Source organism: Leifsonia sp. NPDC058230 (assembly GCF_042882245.1).
Classification (GTDB): domain Bacteria; phylum Actinomycetota; class Actinomycetes; order Actinomycetales; family Microbacteriaceae; genus Leifsonia.
Map to the genome: position 1 here is coordinate 126,392 of NZ_JBHVWM010000001.1, position 19,809 is coordinate 146,200.

Genomic DNA, 19,809 nt, shown 5'->3' on the forward strand with positions numbered 1-19,809 from the left:
GCGCAGGGCGTTTCGTCACTCCACGCCCTCCCGCGGTCTCGCGAGGTTCTCGAACTCCCGGAAACCGGCGAAATCGGGGAAGAGGATGCGCGCCGACCGGTTGTAGGTGCCCTCCAGGTAGAGACGGAGCCGCTGCTTCAGACCCGCCCTGATGATGACCGCGACGAACGGGATGTTCGACGGGTTGCCCTGACCTCGCGGGTCGCTCAGCCACGCGCTGAGCTGGGCCGGGTCCCCTTCGGAGTACTCCACCGCGAGACCGGTGAACGGCGGAGCGGGCTCGTCCGGGATCGGGCCGGTGATGAAGAAGCCCTCCTGGGCGCGCAGGCGATCGTTCGGCGTCGACGAGTTCACGACGAAACAGCGCTGCTCCGACAACGCCTGCTTGAGCCGGTTGCCGGTCGGATCATCGACATCGCCGCGGGTCAGTGCGGCGGGACTCGCGACGGTCGCGTACTCCGACCATCCGGAGCGGTTCACGGCGAGCAGCACGCCGCTCTTCGCGACACCGACACGGCTCGGAGTCTGGCAGGCGAACCACAGGGCGGTCATGGGATTGCTGCTGAAGTCGATCAGCCGGGTGCGGATGCCGTAGTGCTGAAGGTCGGCCAGGAGCTGGAGATCGTCGACATGCCCCATCGGGCCGCGCCCGAGCCCCCACTCCCGGGCAGCGGCGATCAACTCGACCTCGGCGGCCCGCATCATGCTCTCGGTGGCTGTCGGGCCGACCCAGCGATGGAGGGACGACAGCAGGGCGTAGTCGGCGCTCGACAGGCCTCGCCACGCGAACCGGGCGCGCGCGCTGTAGGCGCCGATGCATCCGATCAGGCTCATCACCTGCCTCGCATCGGACGGCTCGACCCACCAGCCCGTGTTGCGCCACTGCATGCCGACTGCGTGCGGCATCGGACACCCCCGTCACTGATCGCCGGAAGAGAGGAAGTCTTGCCTTGCTCGCATGGTAGACCCGGGCAGCAACCGGCCGATCAGGCTGTCGTCGGACCGGCCGAGGAACGCCCGTAGAGTCGCGCGGCGACCCAGCAGTACCACGCAGCGACGGTGCGATACGGGCGGAAGGGCTCGCCGAGCGGTTCGAGCTCCTTCGCTGTCGGCGTCGGGATGCCCCAGGCGAGCCCGAATCCTTTGCGGACGGCGAGGTCTCCCGTCGGCCAGACGTCGAGCCGGTTGAGCTGGAAGATCAGGAACATCTCGGCCGACCACCGTCCGATGCCGCGAACGGTGCTGAGCCGCTCCACGATCTCCTGATCGGTCTGGTGCTCGAGCACACGCGGAGCCAGCTCGACCTGGCCGGCGATGACCTTGCGGGAGAGGTCGCGCAGCGACAGGACTTTCGCGCCCGAGAGCCCGACCGTCCGCAACGTCTCGTCCGACAGTGTCAGCATCCGTTCCGCCGTGATGTCCCCGCCGAGCGCCGCGATCAGGCGGCCATGGATCGCTGTGGCGGCGGCCCCGCCGATCTGCTGGGAGGTGATCCCGCGCACCAGTCCCGCGAACGGGGTCTCGGGCGGAAACGGAACGTGCGGCGGGCCGTCTTCGCGCAGGAGCCGCGCGATCACCGGATCGCGCTCGGCCAAGACCTGTGCCGCCTCAGCCGGGGTCACCATCGCTCGCACCTTTCTGCGCAGACGCACACAGCTCCGCGTCATCGTCGCGTTCACTCGGTCGACACAATGTAGCGCGGGACCGCCGCGAAATGCACCGCGAACGCGTGCCACGAGCGCTGCCGAGACGATGGTTCTACTCTTAGCCAAAGGGTGCTGCGCCCGCCGAGAGGAGATGCAGATGTCCGGACTCGACTTGAACCCGCCGCCGACGCCGCCCGATTCGGCCGCGAACACCGAGATCGTCCTCACCCCGCCACCCGCTGTGCCGGAGGTGCCGGGCGATCAGGCGGTGGGTATGGTGGCGGTTCCGCCGGAGAAGCGGGCGGAGATCCGGGAGAAGGCGAACGAGTTCGTCGCCGAACTCGCCGCCGTGGAACCGGGAAGCCCGGAGTTCGCACGAAAGGTCGACGATGTCGCCCGGATGGGCGAACAGGAGATCCGGTCGGCGGCACAGGTCTCGAACCGCATGCTGCAGCGGCCTGCATCGTCCCTCGCCGCAGCACGGGGACGCGGGGCGCAGTCGGATCCGCAGACCACGGTCGCCCGCACGCTGCAGGAGCTCCGGGTGACGATCACCGACCTGGACCCTGGCCGAGCGAACCTGAGCGGGCCGAAGCGCCTGCTCGCGCGCATCCCGGGTGGGAGCAGGCTCAAGCACTACTTCGAGCGGTACCAGTCGGCGCAGAAGCAACTGGACGCGATCATCGCCGCCCTGGTCTCCGGCGAAGACGAACTGCTCAAGGACAACGCCTCGATCGACCAGGAACGCGCCGGCCTCTGGGCGACGATGCAGCGGCTCGGCGAGTACGCCACCCTCGCGGCGGCACTCGACGAGGCGACCGTCGCTCGCATCGATCAGCTGCGGCCGACCGACCCGTCCGCCGCGGATGCGCTGACCGCCGACGCGCTCTTCCCGATCCGTCAGCGCCGGCAGGACCTCACCACGCAGATCGCTGTCTCGGTGCAGGGCTACCTGGCGCTCGATGTCATCCGCAAGAACAATCTCGAGCTGATCAAGGGCGTCCAGCGCGCGAAGACGACGACGGTCGCCGCCCTGCGCACCGCCGTGATCGTGGCCCAGGCACTCGAGAACCAGCGCCTGGTCCTCGACCAGATCAGCGCGCTCACCGACACGACGAATTCCCTCATCGACCGGACGAGTGAGCTGCTCAAGCAGCAGACCGGCGTGGTGCACGATCAGGCCACCTCCCCCGCCGTCAGCATCGAAACGCTGCAGCGGGCCTTCGACAACGTCTTCGCAACGATGGATGCGATCGACGGCTACCGTGCGAAGGCGATCGACAGCATGGAGACGACGGTCAAAGCCCTCGAGCAGCAGGTGGCCCGGTCGGCGAGCTACCTCGATCGTTCGCGGTCGCAGACGAGCTGACAGGACGCGGTCACGAAGGGTCGAGTCTCGGCGTCGCAAAGCGCTCGGCGAGGAACCTTCCGTTGATCAGCAAGGCGGATGCATCCTGCTCGACGGCCGCATCGCGCATCCGGCGAGCGGCGCGTTCGAGCTCGTTCAACTGCGCCACCAGCACCTGCGCGGGCGCCATGCCGTCGGCGAACACGTGCGCGGCCGCCCAGTCGGGAGGGATCGACAGGTAGGCGCGAATCGTGTCGGGCAGGTAGACGGTCGCGGTGCGGAGCACGATCACCTCCTGTTCCCCGGTGCCGGACACCCGGGGAAGCGTCTCGCTGAGAAGCTCGCCGATCCGTTCGACGGACGTCACGGCGAGCGCGGGCAGGCGACCGCCGAGCCGTGCGGCCAGCGCACGGAGATCACCGTGGATATTCGCCTCCCGCACCAGGATGTCCGCACCGGCGGGCAGGATCCCGAGCGCCTGCAGCGCCTGCGCGGACTGCGCCGAGTCCCGCGCGGCGTGCGCGGCGAGGGATGCGATGCGCGCAGCGAACGCCGTCAGCCAGGCGCCGAGGGCCATCGTCCGCGGCGAGACGATCACCACGCCGTGCACGAGCGCAGCCTCGGGCGTCCACCCGATGCCCGGTTCGTAGCTCAAGATCAGGGCGTCGCTCGCACCCATGAGCCGCAGGCTGACGATCTGGCCGGGCCGACGGGCGATCCGGTCACCGAGAGTACGCCGGCGCTCGACCGTGAGAACGCGGGCGGCGAGGTCGGCCGGAATCGCACGCTGCACACTGTCGACGAGCTCGGCGAGAAAGGCCTGCGGATCGGAATGCGCCCCGGATGGCATGGGCGACGTCGAATGCTGGTTGCGACGCGATCCGTTCAGGTCCATGTTCCTGCTCCAGCGGCGAGCCGGGATCCCGACGCGGTTCCGACGGCTGCTCCACGTGCTCATCCAATCACTTCTGGCAGTGGACTCCTACCCGGCGCCGCCTCGTGTTCCTCCGCCCCCGGCGCTCCCGCCGAACCGTCCGGTGAACCCGCCGGCTCTGCCGCCTCGGGTGGTGGCCGACCCTCCGAGGCCCGAAAGGCCGGTGCTCGTCGACGTCGTCGGGCTGGTGATGCCGGTCGTGGACGAGAGGTCCGCGAGGATCACGACATCACCGCTGCGCAGGCCCGAGGTGATCTGCGTTCGCTGGGCGCCGCCGGCGCCGACCGTGACGATGGTGGGCACCGACTTGCCGTTCTTCAGAACATCGACGGTGTGCCTGCTCGCGACGCTGTGAAGCGCAGACGTCGGAACCGTCAGCACGGAGGTGGCGGTGGCGGCCGTGACCGCCAGCGCGGCCGACGTGCCGTTGAGCAGTTTCGCGCTCGTGTCCGTGATCGCTACGGTGACGTCGTACGCAGGCGAGGTCGTGCTCGACACGTTCATCAGACCGATCGAGCTCACTTCGCCGGTGAGCGTTTTCGGGGAGCCGACCACCGAGATCGCAACAGGCTGCTTCACCTTCAATTTCGAGACGTTCGTCAGGGTCGCCGTCGAGTTCACGAGGTAGCCCCCGTCGCCGATCACCGTGATCACCTGGCTGGTCGAACCCGCCGAGACGCTCGATCCTGGCGTGATCGAGACAGCGGCGACGGTCCCGGCGATCGGGCTCGTCAGGTTGCCGAGCGCCTCGTCGTTCTGGGCGAGACTGAGCTGGGCATCGGCGGCGGTGATCGCTGCTTCGTCGGCGACGATGGTGGCGGCGGATGCGACTGAGCCGGCGCCCGCGGAACCGCTCGATCCCGGCGCCTGAGCTGACGGGGCCGACGAACCGGACCGGCCCGGCCCGCCTGCTCCCGTCGAGGCCGACCCGCCCGTCGCACCCTGGAGTGCACCGCTGAGGGCAGCGACCGCACTGTTCAGGCCGGTCGCGAGAGTCTGCAACTGCTGCTGCGCGGCGTTCGTCGCCTGCTGGCCGGCGAGGACCCCATGGATCGCCGTCTGGCAGGCGGACAGTGCTTGCTGGGCCGCAGTGAGCGGATCCGACGTGGGGGTCGGGGTTGGGGTGGGCGTCGGCGTCGGGGTCGGGGTCGGCGTCGGGGTCGGCGTCGGAGCGGGTCCGGACGCTGTGCCGCTCAACGATGCGCTGATGAACGGCTGGCACGTCGGATCGGATGCCGCCACAAGCGCCTGGGTGGCGGTGAGCGAACCGGATGCCACGCCGTACTGCGCGATCAGCTTCTGCTGCGCGGCCGTGACGGCCTTGGCCGCGGCCTGAATCGCAGCGGTCGCAGCGGACGCGGTCGACGATCCGGCCGGCGACGTCTGCGACCGTGACGACGCCGAGCTCGACTCGGTCGAAGCGGCGGTCGCTCCGGCCGTCTGGGACGCGAGATCGGTCGCCAGGGTCTGCTTCGCCGTGGTCACCCTGTCCTGGGCGGCTGCCGAAGCGGACGCGAGGCTGGCAGGATCCAGAGTCGCCAGCGTGGTGCCGGCAGCGACCGTCTGGCCGACACTGACATCGATGGCACCCACCGTTCCCGAGGCCTCGAAGGCCACGTCGCGACGGTTGACCGAGGCGATCGTTCCGCTGAGATCGACCACCTCGGTGACATCGCCGACAGTCGCTCTCGCCGTTCGGAAGTCGTTCGTGCCGGCCCCTATGGCCGTCGCGTACGCGACACCGCCGCCGACAGCGCACAGTGCGACGACCAAGGCGGTCGCCAGCGTCACGTTGCGTCGGCGTCTGCGCTTGCCACGCTGCTTGGAGGTGAGGGATTCGCGCTCGCGGCCAGTGGCCCGGTCGCGCTCAGCCATTCGCAGCACCCGGACGACCGCCCAGCCCGCACCCGTTGGCTCCGGGGTCGGTCACGGCGATGCTGGTGGCGGCGAAGCCACCGGAGCTGTCCGCGGTACCGGAAGCGAAGATGCACTCGTTCACGACGAGAGCGGCCGCTGTCGCGGGGCGGGTGACGGTGAATTTCGTGCTGCCGTCGAGCGCGATCGTGCCCGTCGACGCCGACCCGCCCTGCGCTGTCGTCGAGACAGTGACGTCGGTGCTCGTCACTGCGGTGACCAGGCCGGAGACCGGACGGGTGAATGCTCCACCGCCCGGTGCACCGCTGGGGCGCGTCCTGCCGGCGCCGCCACCGAAACCACCGCTGGGGCGGGTGCCTGTGGCGCCGGGCGCCCGGGTGGCCCGGGTCCCTCCCGCGCCGCCGCCGAAGCCGCCGCCGAAGCCACCGCGCGCGGCGCACGCTCCGTTGACCGCGGGAGTGATCTGCACGCTCGATGCGGCGGCTGAGCCCGGTGGCGTGATCCCGGTGACGCACTCTCCGACGGTCACGGCCGAGGCCGAGGCGCCGACCGCCTGGGTGACCTTCGTCGCGTCGGTGTACGTCACGGCCGTCTGTGTGGACCCGCCCTGCACCTGAAGCGTGCCGTTCGCCACCGCTGCGATCTGTCCGGAGATCCCCCTTCCGGCGCCCGACTGGCCACGCGACGGGGCGGACGTGGCGGACCCGGTCGCCGGGGCCGCCGGGGCTGCTGCCGCCGCGCATCCGGTCAGCAGGAACGCGCCCGCCGCCAGTGCCGCGACGACCACGCCCGCTCGTCCGAGTGATGTGGTTCTCTTCATGGTCTTCTCCGTTGTTGCTCGTTGCCCGATGCCTGTGCTGTCCCGCCGGGTCGCTCTCATGCCGCCCGCCCCGCTCACTCCGCGCGGAGCGCGTCGATCGGAGCCAATCTCGCGGCGCGTGTGGCGGGATAGACCCCGAACGTCACCCCGATCGCGATCGCGACGGCGATGGAGACGCAGACCGCTGCGGGAGAGATCACCACCGAACTGCCGATCAGCCCCGGGAGAACCCAGGCCGACACCACGCCCAGGAGCGCACCGAGCACGCCGCCGGTGAGGCCGAGGATGCCCGCCTCGGCGAGGAACTGTCGCCGGATGGCCCACGGCGGGGCGCCGAGTGCCTTTCGCAGACCGATCTCCTTCGTCCGCTCGGTGACGGACACGAGCATGATGTTCATGACTCCGATGCCGCCCACGAGGAGCGACAGCCCGGCGATTCCCGTCAGGAGCACGGTCAGCGTGCGATAGACCGAGGTGGCTGTGCTCACCAGGGCGTCCTGGCTGCTGATCGTGAAGTCGGCGTCGGCCGCGTCGGAGATCCCGTGCAGGTTGAGCAGCAGGGAGTCGGCCTCCTGGTAGGCGGCGGAGAGCTGGGCGCTCGACTTCGCCTCGATGTACACCGTCGAGACGCTGGCACTCGATGCGCCACCGATCAGTTCGTCGGCAGCGGTCGACATCGGCACGAGGGCGACATCGTCGAGTGTGCTCGAGGAGTTCGAGCCGACGGATGCGAGCACTCCGATCACCGTCAGGGTCTTGCCGTTCGCGGTGACCGTCTGGCCGACGACGTTCTGGGAGCCGAAGAGCTCTGTCGCGGTCTGCGATCCCAGGACGACCACCGATGCGGAGTCGGTGTCGTCCGCTGCGGTGACGAAGCTTCCGGAGGTGAGCGTTCGGGCACGCACCGACAGCCAGTCCGGTGTGACACCCGTCACTGTCGTCGTCCAGTTGGTCGTGTTCGCGGTGAGCGCCATCGGCTGCGACTTCTCGGCCGCGATCGCTTTGATGTCCGGCGTGCTGACGGTGGACGAGAGGGCCTGCGAGTCGGCCAGCGTCAGCGTCGAACTCGTGCCGAAGCCCCCTCGCACCCCCGTCGTCGACGTGCTGCTGCCCGGCGACACGATGAGCAGGTTGCTTCCCAACGAGCTGATCTGAGCGCTGACATCCTTCTGCGTCCCCAGGCCGAGGCCGACCGTCAAGATGACCGCGGCGATGCCGATCAGGATGCCGAGAACAGTGAGTGCCGAACGCAAGCCGTGGGAGCGAACGGCCGACCAGCTGATCCGGAAGGTCTCCGACCAGTTCACGCGGCCGTCACCTCGTCGCGTGTGATCTCCCCGTCGCGCACCCACACGATCCGTCTCGCTCGCTGCGCGACCTCGAGTTCGTGGGTGATGAGAACGATGGTGCGACCGGCCGCATGCAGTTCGTCGAACAGAGCGAGCACATCCGACGTCGATGCGGAGTCGAGGTTTCCGGTCGGTTCGTCGGCGAGGATGATCGTCGGCTCGCCCACGAGAGCTCGTGCGACGGCGACGCGCTGCTGCTGCCCGCCCGAGAGCTCGCCGGGGCGATTCTCGAAGCGATCGCCCAGCCCCACGCGTTCGAGTGCGCGCTGCGCGCGCTGTCTCCGTTCCTCCTTGGGCACCCGGGCGTACATCAGGGGGACCTCGACGTTGCGCCACGCCGACAGGGCCGGCATCAGGTTGAAGCCCTGGAACACGAATCCGATCTGTTCGTTGCGAATGGCGGCCAGGTCGATCTCGTCCAGGTCGTCGACGTCGTCGCCGCCGAGACGGTACTGGCCTTCGGTCAGCGTGTCGAGGCATCCGAGGATGTTCATGATCGTCGACTTGCCCGACCCGGACGGGCCCATCACGGCGACGTATTCGCCCACGTCGATGGAGAGGTCGATCCCCCGGAGAGCTTCGAATTCGATGCTTCCGGAACGATAGACCTTGCGCGCGTTGACCAGTTCGATCGCGGGCTCAGCCATTGGTTCCTCCGCGGTTTCCGCCGAAGCCGCCGCCGGCGTCTCCGCCGAAGCCACCCCCTGCGCCGCCACCGAATCCGCCCCCTGCGCCGCCGAAGCCGCCGCCTGCGCCTCCGCGGAAGCCTCCCGCGCCCCCGAATCGCTGCGTACCGCCCGTCGCTCCACCCGCGCCGGCGGGGTTGAAGGTGGCGACGGCGACGGTGTCTCCTTCGCTGAGGCCCTTCGTGATCTCGGTGAGATTGCCGCTCACCTCACCGACGGTGACCGTGGTCTTGACCGTCGTGCCGTTCACGACTTTGTTCACCGTCGAGATCCCGTCGGCCGTGGTGATCGCGGCACTCGGCACGGTCAGCACGTCGGTGCGGCGTTGATAGACGATGGCGGCCGTGACCGTCACGCCGTCGTAGAGGTTGGCAGGAGTCCCGGTCACGGCGACGACGACCGGGTAGGTCGCCGCCCCGGTCGTCGCCGTCGGCAGGAGGCCGATGGAGGCGACCGTCCCGAAGAAGGCCGGGTTCTCGGTGCTCGACAGCTGCACCTGCTGGTTCACGGCGATGTTCTTCAGGTCGGTCGCGCCGACCGAGACGGTGACCTGCCAGGCACCGGTTCCGACCACCGTGAACTGCGCCGCGGAGGTCGAGGCCGAGGAACCCGTCGACCCGCCCGAGCCTGTGCTGCCGAACCCGCTCGATCCGGAGCCGGCCGATCCGGAGCCGGCCGATGCCGATCCGCCAGACGACCCGCTCGAGCCGCCCGAAGATCCGCCCGTCACCACATCACCGACGGCGAGGTTGACGGCCGTTACGAGCCCCGCGATCGGGGAGGTCAAGGTCGTTCCGTTGTACGCGGTCTGCGCAGCGTCGACCGAAGCCTGGGCGACGGCGACCGCCGCCTGGTCGGCCGTGATCTTGGCGACAGCGGCACTGCTTCCGTCGCTCGCCGACTGCGCTGAGGAGAGCTGGGCGTTCGCGGAGGCGAGGGCGGCCTTCGCGCTCGTCAGGTTCGCGTTCTCCGTCAGCGTGTCCAGTGTCGCGATCGTCTGTCCCGCCGCGACCGTCGTTCCGGCGACGACGTCGACCGCCGTCACTGTTCCGGATGCGGCGAAGTCGACGTCGTCCTGCACCGCCGGCGTCAATGCGCCGGAGCCGCTCACGGTCTTCTGCAGGGTCTGCAGGCTCGCGGTGACCGACCGGGTCGCGGCTTGCGCGCTCTGCGCACCCGCGTGGATCCCGAAGCCGAACCAGTAGATGGAGCCGCCCGCGACGACCACGACCACCGCGGCCGCGATCACCCACGTGCGCCCTCGAACGCGCCTCAAGGAACTTCCTAGACTCATGCCGACCTCACGCTCACGAATACGGCAACTGCGGTGCCGCCGGGCAGACGCTAGGGGCGCTTCCTATGCCCGTTCAATCACGTTCGTATGCGCTTCCTGACAGTCCGCGCGTCAGGCTGAGAGCTCTCCGAGGTTCACTCGGTCACCGCACTCCGCGACAATGGGGTGTGCACAATCTCGGACTCCTCTTCGACGTCGACGGGCCGATCGCCAGCCCGGTCACCCGCACCATCAACATCCGGAGCATCGTCACCGACCTGGTCGCGATGACGGCGGCCGGGGTCCCGATCGCTTTCATCACCGGGCGGTCCGGCGATTTCATCCGTCACCAGGTGGTCGCTCCGCTCTGCGACGCCGGACTCGGTGAGGCGCTGGACGAGCACGGGGCGCGGATGTTCGGCGTGTTCGAGAAGGGCGGCGCCTGGGCCCCGATCACCGGCGAGGGGATGGGGGAGGTGACCGTCGACGAGTCGGTGGCCTTCGGCGATGACGCGGTCGACAGCATCCGGAGACTCGTGCGCGAGAAGTACGCCGACACGATGTTCTTCGACGAGACGAAGCAGGCGATGATCTCGGTGGAGCAGCGCACCGACGTGGATGCGGCGACGTACTCCGACGCGCAGACCCGGTTCCAGGACGCCGCGTTCGACGTGCTGGCCGGGCTGGGGATCGGCCTGCGCTACGGCGACCGAACGGCCCTCGACGCATCGGACGAGACGCCGTTCCGCATCGATCCGACCATCATCTCCACCGATATCGAGTCCGTGCTGCTCGACAAGGATCGCGGAGCGCAGCGCGCATTCGACTACTTCGCCGCGCGCGGTCCGCTCCCCCGGCGCTGGCGTTCGATCGGCGACTCCCGCAGCGACTACAAGATGGCCGACTTCGTGCACAGCGCCGGTTACGACGTGGCGCACGTGGATGTGCGGCCCGCCGACGGCATCCTCGAGAAGCCGTACGAGGTGATCACGATCGGGGATGCGATCCACGACACTGCAGGGGCGGAGTTCCTCGCCCACTGGCGCAACGAGCTCGGCCTCGACCGACCCGCGGACTGAGACGGCTAGATGCCCTCGTCGTCCGCTTCGTCCTGCGTCAGCACCACGTCGTCCGGGTCGTCCTCGACCACGTGCTCGTGTTCGTCGAGGATGGGCGACGTCTCGCGCGGCTCGGCTCCATCCGGGCCGCCGGCGCCCGGCCAGATGGTCTCGCCGCCGACCGCGTCGTTCGTGACGAGATCGTCGGCGAAGTCCGCTTCGGCGATCGGGTCGTTGAGGGCGTAATCGACCTCGCCGTCGGCCGGGTCGATCCAGCCGGGGGTCTCGCCGGCGTCGGCCTCACCGATCGCATCGTCGTCGTCGACGCCGTCCTCCGGGATGCGGTCCTCCATGATGCTTCCCTCCTCGCTGGCCAGGTGCCTCGCTCTCCCGCCGAACGCTACACCGCGCGACGCCGACGCAGAACCCGCCCGGTACGACGGCCAGGATGCATCCGATCGCCGGATCGCCTACTCGGACGGATCCGGCCCGCCCGCCTGCACCGATTCGCCGGTCGGGTCGACCGCGGCGGCGTCGTGCAGGGTGAGCCCGCCGATGGGTGGAGTGTGCCACTGGATCATCTGCCAGCGTCCGTGCTCATCGCTGTCGAGGACCACCATGCCGGTGTTGTCGAGCTGATGGCTCGCCGCGTAGCTGCCGTCGATGTTCGCCGATCGGGCGGACGCCCAGCAGCGGATCGCCATCCCGTGACTGAACACCGCCGTCGTCTCGGCGCCCGCCGCCACGATCTCCTCGATCGAGGCGTCGAAGCGGTCGAAGAACTCGTGGCCGTCCGAGGCGCCGGGCATGCGCGGGTCGAGGTCACCTCGCGCCCACGACAACGCCGTCGTCACGTAGGTCTTCACCGACACCGGGTCGGAGCGGTCCTCGATGTCGCCCGCCTCGATCTCCCGAAGGCCGTCGAGCACGGTGATGTCGAGCCCGAGGCGTTCCGCCAGCGGCTCGGCGGTGAGCCGGGTGCGGGTGAGCGTCGTCGCGTAGATCCCGCCGATGTGCTCCTGGTCGAGGGCGCCCGGCACGGCAGCCGCTTGCAACCCGCCGAGCCGGGTGAGACCCGGCCCGGGCTTGTCGGTGTCGAGTTGCCCGAGCACATTCGCTGGGGTCTGGCCGTGGCGGATGAGCAGCAATCGCATGATGTGGGTCAGCCTAGACCGCTCCGCCGACGTCACCGTTACGTCACCTTCGGGTGCTTCACTGGGTGGCATGGCATCCACCGGCTTCGACTCCGAGTTCCTCCCCGTCACGGTCGAGATTCCGGCACCGACCGATTCCCGGGCTGTCCGGATGCTGCCGTACGTGCACTTCACCGTGCTGCAGGATCCGGCGCGGAGGCTCCCGGTCTCGACGGGCGTGAACATCGACGGAGGGGCGCTGGTCGACGTGGAGCGCGAGGACGACTGGCACCTCGACCCGCGAATCCCCGCCTCGGAGCAGGCCGGTCCCGAGCTGTACGCCGGCAACGATCTCGATCGCGGTCACCAAGTGCGTCGTCGCGACCCGGTGTGGGGCGATCCGGCCGTCGCCGCCACGGCCAACGCTGCGACCTTCGTCTACACGAACTGCGCGCCCCAGGTCGCCGTCTTCAACCAGTCGCAGGAGCTGTGGGCGGGGCTCGAGGACTACGTGCTCGGCTACGCCCGCACCTCCGAGCAGAAGATCAGCGTGTTCACCGCGCCCGTGCTGGCCGCCGACGATCCGACGTATCGAGGCGTCCGGATTCCACGGCTGTTCTGGAAGGTCGCCGCCTGGACCGAGCATCGTGCGAACGGCACCGTCGCGCTCGCGGCGACCGGGTACGTGCTGGATCAGACGCCGGAGCTCGACGACGTCGGCCTTGCGACGAGAAGAGCCCTCGCCGCCGGCGACCCGCCGCCTCTCGGCCCGTACAAGACGTACCAGGTGCCCATCGCCGACATCGGGGCCCTCACCGGACTCGACGTCGAGCAGCTCGCTGCGGCGGACCGGTTCGCCCCCGTTGCCGCACCGCACGCGGCGTCGGGCCGGGCCGGCTGGGTGAGACTCGCATCCTTCGACGACATCACCCTCTCGGCGTAGCGCCGATAATCGATCTAGCCGGCTGCACCCCGACCGGCGCTCTCCGACAAGCGCTCTCCGTCCGCCACTCCCGCAAAGGATTCGAAGTGACCCTCACCACCATTGAAGGAACTGTCGCAGCAGGCTTCGAGCCGCTCGCCGACGTCTTCGCCGACACGATGGCGCTCTCGCACGGGCACGGGGCCGGTTTGCACATCCGGGTGGACGGCCGTCCTGTCGTCGACCTGTGGTCCGGATGGGCGCGCACCGGCGAACCGTGGACGGCGGACACGCCCTCCGTGATCTTCTCCTGCACGAAGGGGCTCGTCAGCATCCTCATCGGAGAACTCGTGCGCGACGGCGTGCTCGACCTCGACGAACGGGTGAGCACGTACTGGCCGGAGTTCACCGGCCACGGCAAGGACGACCTCCGTGTGCGTCAGCTGCTCGCCCATCGCGCCGGTCTTCCGCTCATCCGGGAATCCCTCGACACCGACGACATCCTCGACTGGGACCGGATGGTCGATCTCCTGGCGCGCGAGAAGCCGTTCTTCGCGCCGGGTTCGGCTCACGTCTACCACCCGATGACGTTCGGCTGGCTGGCCGGGGAGCTCGTCCGACGCGCCAGCGGGCGCTCGGTGGGCGAGTTCTTCGCGGAACGCATCGCCCGGCCTCTGGGGGCCGACGCCTGGATCGGGGTTCCGGATGCGCAGCTCGGCCGGGTCGCGAAGCTCACGTCGAGCGCTCCGGACGCCGCCGGCCCCGTGCCCGTCGAGGTCTCGCCCGACGACGCCGACGACCTCGCCGCGTACGGCGACCAGGGCATGACGATGGGCAACGCCATCTCGCCGCGCATCGAGGACAGCTTCAACGAGACCCGCATCCGCCAGGGTCAGCTGCCCGGCGCCGGCGGTGTCGCATCCGCTCGCGCGCTGGCGACGATCTGGAGTGCGACCGTCTCCGACAACGAGACCGTCCGCCTGCTCGACGAACAGATCATCCACGACATGCGCACCGAGCAGAGCAGCGGTATGACCGTTCTCGGCGAGCCCGGGCCGTGGCACCGCTGGGGCTCCGGCTTCATGCTGAACTCGGAGTCGCGGCCCTTCTTGTCCGACACCTCGTTCGGGCACGACGGTCTGGGCGGCCAGGTCGCCTTCGCCGACGAGACCGCCAAGGTCGGCTTCGGATACGTCACCAACGATCTGCAGCCCTCGCCGGATGCCCGCGGACGCGAACTCGTGCACACGCTCCGGCGCATCCTCGATCGGGCGTAGCCGAACCGCCGTCAGTCCGTTTCGGCACCGCTCATGGCGGACGCGTGGGCGCCGATGGCCCGCTGCTTCAGCTGGTAGTGCCGCAGGATGCGCCACAGGGCGACGATTCCGACGACCGAGACGATCGCCAGTCCGACGATGTACAGCACGGTCGAGAGAGAGGCGACCGCGGCGGCCGTGCCGGCGAGTAGGAAGCCGTCCTGTGTCAGCTGCTGCACCGCGTTTCCCGTCACCAGGACGGCGACCAGCGAGGCGAGGCCGCTCATCGAATCCCACAGGGCGTGAAGCAGGGCGGCGCCGAGGTAGGCGACCGGGATCCACCACGACCAGCGGTACCGGTCGCGCAGCCTGGCCGCACCGAAGATCACGGCGCCGAGCAGGGCCGTCCACAGCACGTGACCGACCGGGGCGAGGATGGCACGGATCACCTCGGTCTGCAGCAGAGAGACCAGGTTGATGCCGTGCGCCGTGATCGCGGCGTTGAACGCGTATCCCGCCGACTCGAAAGCGGCGAAGCCCGCCCCGATCGTGGCACCGAGCAGGGCGCCCTGGGCGGCGGTCTTCGGCACGACACGCCACCCGATGATCACGAGCAGCACACCTTTCACGAACTCCTCGATCAGGCCGACCAGACCGTAGGTCCAGATGCTCTGCTGCAGGCTCGCCTCGAGCAGGGATGCGCCGAGTACGCCGAAGATACCGCCCACGAAGAACGCCAGGATGAGTTGGAGTGTGCTGATGTTGCCCTGAACGCGCTCCACCACGAAGAGGACGACGCAGAACGGGACGAGAAAGCTGCCGAGCAGAATCAGCGTCGGAACGAGATTGACGTTGCTCGTGACCGCGGTGACCACGATCGTCACGATCCAGAGAGCGAGCCCGGCCAGCAGGGTCTTCCACCACCAGCCGTGATGGTGATGCGGGTGGCTCGTCGAGCGATGGTTCTCGACCGCCTTCGACGAGCGGACGAGTTCAGGGTCGCGGTGGATGATCAGCGTCGTCATGAGAGATCCCCTTTGTGTTGTGACGAGGTGAGTACGAGCGCTGGGCGCGCGGGATGTTGCGCCGCAGGAGGACGGGTCGAGACGGCGTTGACACCGATGATCGCGAGACCGCAGCAGGCGAGCACAGCGCTCACGGCGACGCCGAAGCCGCTGGGCGACGCGACGACTCCGGAGGAGCCGCTCCCAGCGAGGATCGAACCCACGATCGCGACGCCGAGCACCGAGCCCAGCTGCCGTGAGGTGGAGACGAGACTGGCGGCCACACCCGCCTGCTCGTTCGGGAGCCGGGACACGGCGGTGACGTTCACCGGATCGTTCAGCAGGCCGTACCCGGCGCCGAAGACGATGAACGGGATGACGATCCAGCCGAGCGGCGTCGCCGGCCCGAAGGCAGCGAGCGCGATGGGAGCCGCTGTGAGCGCCAGACCGGCGACGACCAGCGTGGCGCGCGCCTTGCCACGGGCGACCAGTCGCCCGGAGATCAGCGAGGCGACCACTGTGGCGCCGGCGAGCGGCAGCGTCAGCAAGCCTGCCGCCGAGGCGCTGAGACCCCGGTCGTCCTGCAGGTAGAGGGTGTCGGCGAAGAGGAGGCCCGCGAACGCGAGGAGGGCGAGGAGCACCGTCACGAACGAGGTCGTGAACGCACGGTCGGTGAACAGCTTCACCTGCACCAACGGCTGAGCGCGGCGCAATTCGTAAGGGATGAGCACGGCGAGCCCGACCGTGGTGATGGCCGCACTGCCGAGCGTGGCCGATGACGCCCATCCGTTCACCGGCGCCTCGATGATCCCGTACGCGGCCGACCCGACGATCGCCAGCACGAGGATCTGTCCGATCGGGTCGAACGGGCGCGGCGTCGCCGAGCGGGTCTCGGGCACCAGACGAGCGGTCAGGATGATCGCGGCGATCCCCACCGGAACGTTCACCCAGAAGATGGAGCGCCATCCGAGAGTGTCGACGAGGATTCCGCCGAGCAGCGGTCCCAGCGCGATGCCGATCCCGCTCGATGCCGACCAGAACCCGATCGCCTTGGCCCGCTCCGCATGCCCGGTGAACACGTTCGTGACGATGGCGAGCGCGACCGGGGTCATCATCGATCCGCCGACCGCCTGCACGACCCGGAACGCCACCAACCAGACCTCCGAGTCCGTGAGACCGCACATCGCCGAGCCGAAGACGAAGACCGACAGCCCGATCATGAAGATCCGCTTGCGACCGAACCGGTCGGCGAGCGAGCCCGAGAGCAGGAGGAGGCCGGCGAGCACGAGCAGGTACGCATCCACGGTCCACTGCAGCGTCTCGATGGAGGCGTCGAGTTCTTTCGCGATCGACGGCAGCGCGACGTTCACGATGGTGTTGTCGATCGAAACCAGGAGGAGCGCCATGCAGCACACCGCGAGGATCGCGTACTTGCGCGAGCTCGTGATCGTCTCAGCGGTGCTGTTCATGTCTACCAGGGTGAGCGCCCGCGGCTCCGGCTGTCCAAGACCCCTCTTCGACCAGTCGATAAGCCGAGTCGATCAATGCCTTGGCCTCGCGCGCGATCCGCGGGAAAATAGCTGACAATTCGTCAGCGGACATGCGCAGAGGAGGCACCGGTGCTCTTCCGCCAACTCGAGTACTTCGTCGCTCTGGCCCGAGAGCAGCACTTCGCCCGCGCCGCGGCCGCCTGCTACGTCTCCCAGCCGGCGCTCTCGTCGGCGATCCACAAGCTCGAGCAGGAACTCAACGTCACGCTCATCAACCGAGGACACGCGTTCCAGGGCCTGACTCCCGAGGGCGAGCGTCTCGTGATCTGGGCGAAGCGCATCCTCTCGGAGCACGACGCATTCAAGGCAGAGGTGAAGGCCGTCAGATCGGGAATCACCGGCACACTCCGGCTGGGTGCGACGCCGACCGCCTCGACGACCGCATCCCTGCCGATCGAGGCGTTCGCCGCCATCCACCCCCTCGCCAGGATCCGCATCCAGACACGACTGGCCTCCGATGAGCTGGCTCGGATGCTCACCGACTTCGAGCTCGACGGCGCGATCATGGCGAGCGGACCCGCAGAGCACGGGGGACTGGAGACCGTCCCGCTCTACGAAGAGCACTATGTGGTGATCGTTCCCCAGGAGCTCGTCGCCGACGGGGACGCGGCCATGCCCTGGGTCGAAGCGCACCGTCTCCCCCTGGCCTTGCTCGATCAACGGATGCACAGCCGCAAGCTCATCGATCAGGCGTTCGCCGAACACGGCATCGTTCTCGAACCACAGGTCGAGACGGATTCCGTCGCGTCGCTCCATTCACTGGTGCGAACCGGGCGCTGGGCGAGCATCGTCCCGCGCTCATGGCTCTATTCGCGCGGGGGTCCGTCGGCTCCCGGCATCGTCACGCTCCCGGATGCGGTCGTCCACCAGACGATGGTCGTCGCGATCAGCTCGATCGAGCCCGGATCCCTCATCGCTCGCTCATTCGCCCAGACCTCCGCGGCGCTCGATCTCGACGAGTTCCTGGCCATCCGGGAGCCGTACGCGGCGATGGATCCGAGAGCGCCGGCGGCCGACGGCACCGGGCACGTCAGCGGCGGATGAGGACCAGCGTCAGGAGACTGATCGCTGTGACCACGAGCATCCCGACTCCGGCGATGTACAGCGCCGCCCCGAGCATGTCGCCCGGCAGCGACTCGCTCACGAAGGTCAGGAAGACGCCCACGACCAGGAGCACGGTCACAGCCACGGCAGCCGCTACCGACGACTTCTGATAGTCGACGCTCATATCATGAGAATAACTCGACTTCGCTGATTGTCCACCGTTGGCCCGTGAGATCCGCTCACCGAACAGCGGCGCCGAGGAGTACCGTTTGAGCTATGGACGTCAGGATCGCGCTGCTCGAGGGAGGCCCGTTCGACGGGCGTGAGTGGGATCTCAGCGCATACTCTCTGCAGGCTGAGCTCACCGACGACAACGGCCGATCCGCCACCTACGTCGAGACGACCAGGATCTCGCCGACCGGCCTCGTGATCTGGACGGTCGAGGTCGAATAGGCAGAGCGCCTGGCCCGCCCTGGGATGAGGCAATCATGGACTACGAGCTGTTCGTCGTTCGGGTCGGGCAACGCGCCGATGTCGGTCGCGAAGACGTCGAGGTGCTGATCCGGGCGACGTTGCTGACGCTGTCCGAGAGGATCAGCGGCCGGGAGGCGCGCGACCTCGCCGAGAACCTTCCCGAGGAGCTGCGGGCCCCCCTGGCCGACGCCGAGGAGATCGCGGAGTCGTTCCAGCTCGACGAATTCGTTCGCCGAGTCGCGGATCGCGCGGATGGAGACCTGGAGACGGCCGCAGCGTGCTCCCGGGCGGTGATGATCACCCTCCGCGAGACCGTCCCTCGGAGCGACTTCGACGACGTGACCGCTCAGCTCCCGAAGAACTTCATCGACCTGATGGGTGCCGTCTCCGAACGCTGAGGTCGGCCGTAGCTAGCGTGCTTCCCGCTCCGGGACCCGGGGCACGGTCTCGCCGGCAAGCACGCGGGTCGGAGGGAGCGCATCCGGAACCCCGCGCTTCTCCGAACGCACGAAACCGATTCCGACGAGGATGAGCGCTCCGCCCAGCAGCTGGAAAACCGTGAGGCTCTCGCCCAGCAGCAGCCAGGCGTAGAAGGTGGCGGCCACGACCTCGAGGAGACCGGCGAACGAGGCCAGCCGCGAACCGAGCATCTCGGAGGCCGTGATGCTCGCCGAGTAGGCGATCGCGGTTGCGAAGACGCCGATCACCAGGATGGGGATCCACCACGGAACCGGGTCGCCGAAGAGCTGCACATCGTTCAGGCTCACGCGGAACGGCACGAGTCCGGTGAAGCCGACCGCGGCGAGCACGAGACCGCCGATGAGCAGGCCGGAGGCGGCGAGCGCGACCGGCGGGAGGCCGTCGCTGGGGCGGGCGGCGATCACGTAGTAGGCGGCGCATCCGACCATTGCGACGATCGCGAAGATCAGACCGAGCGCGTCGAGGCTCCCGGCGCCTCCGGGTGACACGACCAGGACGAGGCCCGCGACGGCGACGACCGCCCCGATGAGGACGACGGGTTTCGGCGCGCGCCGCGTGGCGACCCAGGCCACGGCGACGAGCAGGAGGGGCGCCATGTACTCGAGGAGGATCCCCGTGCCGACGGGGATGCGCTCGATCGCGGCGAAGTAGACGAGCTGCGTTCCCGCCACACCGATCAAGGCCATGCCCACGACGCGCCAGCGTCCGCGCCACAGGGCGGCCCACCGTCCGCGCAGCGCGAGGATCGCCACCGGAGCGAGCACGATACCGCCCGTGAGGGCTCGCACCGTCACCGCGGCCGCGGGGCTCCAGCCTGCTTCGAGGAGCGGCTTCACGAAGGCACCCGACATGCCGAAGGTGGCCGCGGCGATCACGGCGATGACGAGTCCGAGGGTGGTGGAGCTGCGCTTCATGGCGAATCCAAGGTCAGGGGTGTTCGACTTGTTGCTCCTGACG

21 protein-coding genes are annotated in these 19,809 nt (G+C 69.0%); 7 read left to right on the forward strand and 14 right to left on the reverse strand.

Annotated elements, in window-relative coordinates; genetic code table 11:
• Positions 1-15: 15 nt before the first annotated feature.
• Together ACFVV0_RS00620 and ACFVV0_RS00625 are read right to left on the reverse strand one after the other, a co-directional pair.
• Positions 16-906 (reverse strand): FRG domain-containing protein, encoded by an 891-nt coding sequence (locus ACFVV0_RS00620; protein ID WP_387057020.1) that lies wholly within the window; start codon positions 904-906, stop codon positions 16-18.
• A gap of 80 nt (positions 907-986) precedes the next feature.
• Positions 987-1,625, reverse strand: coding sequence for a DNA-3-methyladenine glycosylase family protein (locus ACFVV0_RS00625; RefSeq protein ID WP_387057022.1), 639 nt, complete (start codon positions 1,623-1,625; stop codon positions 987-989).
• 178 nt (positions 1,626-1,803) lie between these two features.
• Between ACFVV0_RS00625 and ACFVV0_RS00630 the strand changes: the two genes are divergently transcribed.
• Complete coding sequence (locus ACFVV0_RS00630; RefSeq protein WP_387057024.1) at positions 1,804-3,015, forward strand: toxic anion resistance protein; 1,212 nt, start codon at positions 1,804-1,806, stop codon at positions 3,013-3,015.
• 10 nt (positions 3,016-3,025) lie between these two features.
• Here the strand turns inward: ACFVV0_RS00630 and ACFVV0_RS00635 are convergent, their stop codons facing one another.
• The 6 genes from ACFVV0_RS00635 to ACFVV0_RS00660 form a co-directional block, all read right to left on the reverse strand.
• Positions 3,026-3,952 (reverse strand): hypothetical protein, encoded by a 927-nt coding sequence (locus ACFVV0_RS00635; protein WP_387057026.1) that lies wholly within the window; start codon positions 3,950-3,952, stop codon positions 3,026-3,028.
• Positions 3,953-3,976: 24 nt separating this feature from the next.
• Entirely contained in the window at positions 3,977-5,803 is a 1,827-nt protein-coding gene (locus ACFVV0_RS00640) for an HlyD family efflux transporter periplasmic adaptor subunit (protein ID WP_387057028.1), read from the reverse strand.
• Positions 5,796-6,623, reverse strand: coding sequence for a hypothetical protein (locus tag ACFVV0_RS00645; RefSeq protein ID WP_387057030.1), 828 nt, complete (start codon positions 6,621-6,623; stop codon positions 5,796-5,798). The genes ACFVV0_RS00640 and ACFVV0_RS00645 overlap by 8 nt, the downstream gene beginning before the upstream one ends.
• A gap of 74 nt (positions 6,624-6,697) precedes the next feature.
• On the reverse strand, positions 6,698-7,930 hold the full coding sequence (locus ACFVV0_RS00650) for an ABC transporter permease (protein ID WP_387057032.1): 1,233 nt from the start codon (positions 7,928-7,930) through the stop codon (positions 6,698-6,700).
• Complete coding sequence (locus tag ACFVV0_RS00655) at positions 7,927-8,619, reverse strand: ABC transporter ATP-binding protein (protein ID WP_387057035.1); 693 nt, start codon at positions 8,617-8,619, stop codon at positions 7,927-7,929. The genes ACFVV0_RS00650 and ACFVV0_RS00655 overlap by 4 nt, the downstream gene beginning before the upstream one ends.
• Complete coding sequence (locus tag ACFVV0_RS00660; RefSeq protein ID WP_387057037.1) at positions 8,612-9,934, reverse strand: efflux RND transporter periplasmic adaptor subunit; 1,323 nt, start codon at positions 9,932-9,934, stop codon at positions 8,612-8,614. Before ACFVV0_RS00660 ends, ACFVV0_RS00655 begins: the two co-directional genes overlap by 8 nt.
• A 185-nt stretch (positions 9,935-10,119) precedes the next feature.
• Here ACFVV0_RS00660 and ACFVV0_RS00665 point away from each other — a divergent pair, with 185 nt between their 5' ends.
• Positions 10,120-11,010, forward strand: coding sequence for a hypothetical protein (locus ACFVV0_RS00665; protein ID WP_387057039.1), 891 nt, complete (start codon positions 10,120-10,122; stop codon positions 11,008-11,010).
• Positions 11,011-11,015: 5 nt separating this feature from the next.
• Here ACFVV0_RS00665 and ACFVV0_RS00670 read toward each other — a convergent pair whose 3' ends face one another.
• Positions 11,016-11,342: a hypothetical protein gene (locus ACFVV0_RS00670; RefSeq protein ID WP_387057041.1), complete on the reverse strand. Its 327-nt coding sequence runs from the start codon at positions 11,340-11,342 to the stop codon at positions 11,016-11,018.
• 117 nt (positions 11,343-11,459) lie between these two features.
• Positions 11,460-12,143 (reverse strand): histidine phosphatase family protein, encoded by a 684-nt coding sequence (locus ACFVV0_RS00675; protein ID WP_387057043.1) that lies wholly within the window; start codon positions 12,141-12,143, stop codon positions 11,460-11,462.
• A 70-nt stretch (positions 12,144-12,213) separates the two neighbouring features.
• Here ACFVV0_RS00675 and ACFVV0_RS00680 point away from each other — a divergent pair, with 70 nt between their 5' ends.
• Positions 12,214-13,065, forward strand: coding sequence for a DNA/RNA non-specific endonuclease (locus tag ACFVV0_RS00680; protein WP_387057045.1), 852 nt, complete (start codon positions 12,214-12,216; stop codon positions 13,063-13,065).
• 86 nt (positions 13,066-13,151) lie between these two features.
• A complete protein-coding gene (locus ACFVV0_RS00685; protein ID WP_387057047.1) occupies positions 13,152-14,321 on the forward strand; it encodes a serine hydrolase domain-containing protein in 1,170 nt (389 codons plus the stop codon).
• Positions 14,322-14,332: 11 nt separating this feature from the next.
• On the opposite strand, the gene ACFVV0_RS00690 is transcribed toward ACFVV0_RS00685, so the two are convergent.
• Together ACFVV0_RS00690 and ACFVV0_RS00695 are read right to left on the reverse strand one after the other, a co-directional pair.
• Entirely contained in the window at positions 14,333-15,325 is a 993-nt protein-coding gene (locus ACFVV0_RS00690) for a PrsW family intramembrane metalloprotease (RefSeq protein WP_387057049.1), read from the reverse strand.
• Positions 15,322-16,773 carry an MFS transporter gene (locus ACFVV0_RS00695; RefSeq protein WP_387057051.1) on the reverse strand — a complete coding sequence of 484 codons (1,452 nt, stop codon included), beginning with the start codon at positions 16,771-16,773 and terminating at the stop codon, positions 15,322-15,324. Before ACFVV0_RS00695 ends, ACFVV0_RS00690 begins: the two co-directional genes overlap by 4 nt.
• A 150-nt stretch (positions 16,774-16,923) precedes the next feature.
• On the opposite strand from ACFVV0_RS00695, the gene ACFVV0_RS00700 reads away from it, so the two are divergent.
• A complete protein-coding gene (locus ACFVV0_RS00700) occupies positions 16,924-17,898 on the forward strand; it encodes a LysR family transcriptional regulator (protein WP_387057053.1) in 975 nt (324 codons plus the stop codon).
• Here the strand turns inward: ACFVV0_RS00700 and ACFVV0_RS00705 are convergent.
• Positions 17,885-18,082, reverse strand: coding sequence for a hypothetical protein (locus ACFVV0_RS00705; RefSeq protein ID WP_387057055.1), 198 nt, complete (start codon positions 18,080-18,082; stop codon positions 17,885-17,887). The genes ACFVV0_RS00700 and ACFVV0_RS00705 overlap by 14 nt on opposite strands.
• Before the next feature lie 92 nt (positions 18,083-18,174).
• Here ACFVV0_RS00705 and ACFVV0_RS00710 point away from each other — a divergent pair, with 92 nt between their 5' ends.
• Both ACFVV0_RS00710 and ACFVV0_RS00715 read left to right on the forward strand, forming a co-directional pair.
• Positions 18,175-18,351 (forward strand): hypothetical protein, encoded by a 177-nt coding sequence (locus tag ACFVV0_RS00710; RefSeq protein ID WP_387057057.1) that lies wholly within the window; start codon positions 18,175-18,177, stop codon positions 18,349-18,351.
• A 35-nt stretch (positions 18,352-18,386) separates the two neighbouring features.
• Positions 18,387-18,770: a DUF2267 domain-containing protein gene (locus tag ACFVV0_RS00715; protein ID WP_387057059.1), complete on the forward strand. Its 384-nt coding sequence runs from the start codon at positions 18,387-18,389 to the stop codon at positions 18,768-18,770.
• A gap of 12 nt (positions 18,771-18,782) precedes the next feature.
• Here ACFVV0_RS00715 and ACFVV0_RS00720 read toward each other — a convergent pair whose 3' ends face one another.
• Positions 18,783-19,766, reverse strand: coding sequence for a DMT family transporter (locus ACFVV0_RS00720; protein WP_387057061.1), 984 nt, complete (start codon positions 19,764-19,766; stop codon positions 18,783-18,785).
• Between the last annotated feature and the right edge of the window lie 43 nt (positions 19,767-19,809).

Bases quoted from the DNA above. Each gene is read 5' to 3' on its own strand.
- ACFVV0_RS00620 (WP_387057020.1), bottom strand. From the start codon at position 906: ATGCCGCACGCAGTCGGCATGCAGTGGCGCAACACGGGCTGGTGGGTC.
- ACFVV0_RS00625 (WP_387057022.1), bottom strand. From the start codon at position 1,625: ATGGTGACCCCGGCTGAGGCGGCACAGGTCTTGGCCGAGCGCGATCCG.
- ACFVV0_RS00630 (WP_387057024.1), top strand. From the start codon at position 1,804: ATGTCCGGACTCGACTTGAACCCGCCGCCGACGCCGCCCGATTCGGCC.
- ACFVV0_RS00635 (WP_387057026.1), bottom strand. From the start codon at position 3,952: ATGAGCACGTGGAGCAGCCGTCGGAACCGCGTCGGGATCCCGGCTCGC.
- ACFVV0_RS00640 (WP_387057028.1), bottom strand. From the start codon at position 5,803: ATGGCTGAGCGCGACCGGGCCACTGGCCGCGAGCGCGAATCCCTCACC.
- ACFVV0_RS00645 (WP_387057030.1), bottom strand. From the start codon at position 6,623: ATGAAGAGAACCACATCACTCGGACGAGCGGGCGTGGTCGTCGCGGCA.
- ACFVV0_RS00655 (WP_387057035.1), bottom strand. From the start codon at position 8,619: ATGGCTGAGCCCGCGATCGAACTGGTCAACGCGCGCAAGGTCTATCGT.
- ACFVV0_RS00670 (WP_387057041.1), bottom strand. From the start codon at position 11,342: ATGGAGGACCGCATCCCGGAGGACGGCGTCGACGACGACGATGCGATC.
- ACFVV0_RS00675 (WP_387057043.1), bottom strand. From the start codon at position 12,143: ATGCGATTGCTGCTCATCCGCCACGGCCAGACCCCAGCGAATGTGCTC.
- ACFVV0_RS00680 (WP_387057045.1), top strand. From the start codon at position 12,214: ATGGCATCCACCGGCTTCGACTCCGAGTTCCTCCCCGTCACGGTCGAG.
- ACFVV0_RS00690 (WP_387057049.1), bottom strand. From the start codon at position 15,325: ATGACGACGCTGATCATCCACCGCGACCCTGAACTCGTCCGCTCGTCG.
- ACFVV0_RS00695 (WP_387057051.1), bottom strand. From the start codon at position 16,773: ATGAACAGCACCGCTGAGACGATCACGAGCTCGCGCAAGTACGCGATC.
- ACFVV0_RS00705 (WP_387057055.1), bottom strand. From the start codon at position 18,082: ATGAGCGTCGACTATCAGAAGTCGTCGGTAGCGGCTGCCGTGGCTGTG.
- ACFVV0_RS00710 (WP_387057057.1), top strand. From the start codon at position 18,175: ATGGACGTCAGGATCGCGCTGCTCGAGGGAGGCCCGTTCGACGGGCGT.
- ACFVV0_RS00715 (WP_387057059.1), top strand. From the start codon at position 18,387: ATGGACTACGAGCTGTTCGTCGTTCGGGTCGGGCAACGCGCCGATGTC.
- ACFVV0_RS00720 (WP_387057061.1), bottom strand. From the start codon at position 19,766: ATGAAGCGCAGCTCCACCACCCTCGGACTCGTCATCGCCGTGATCGCC.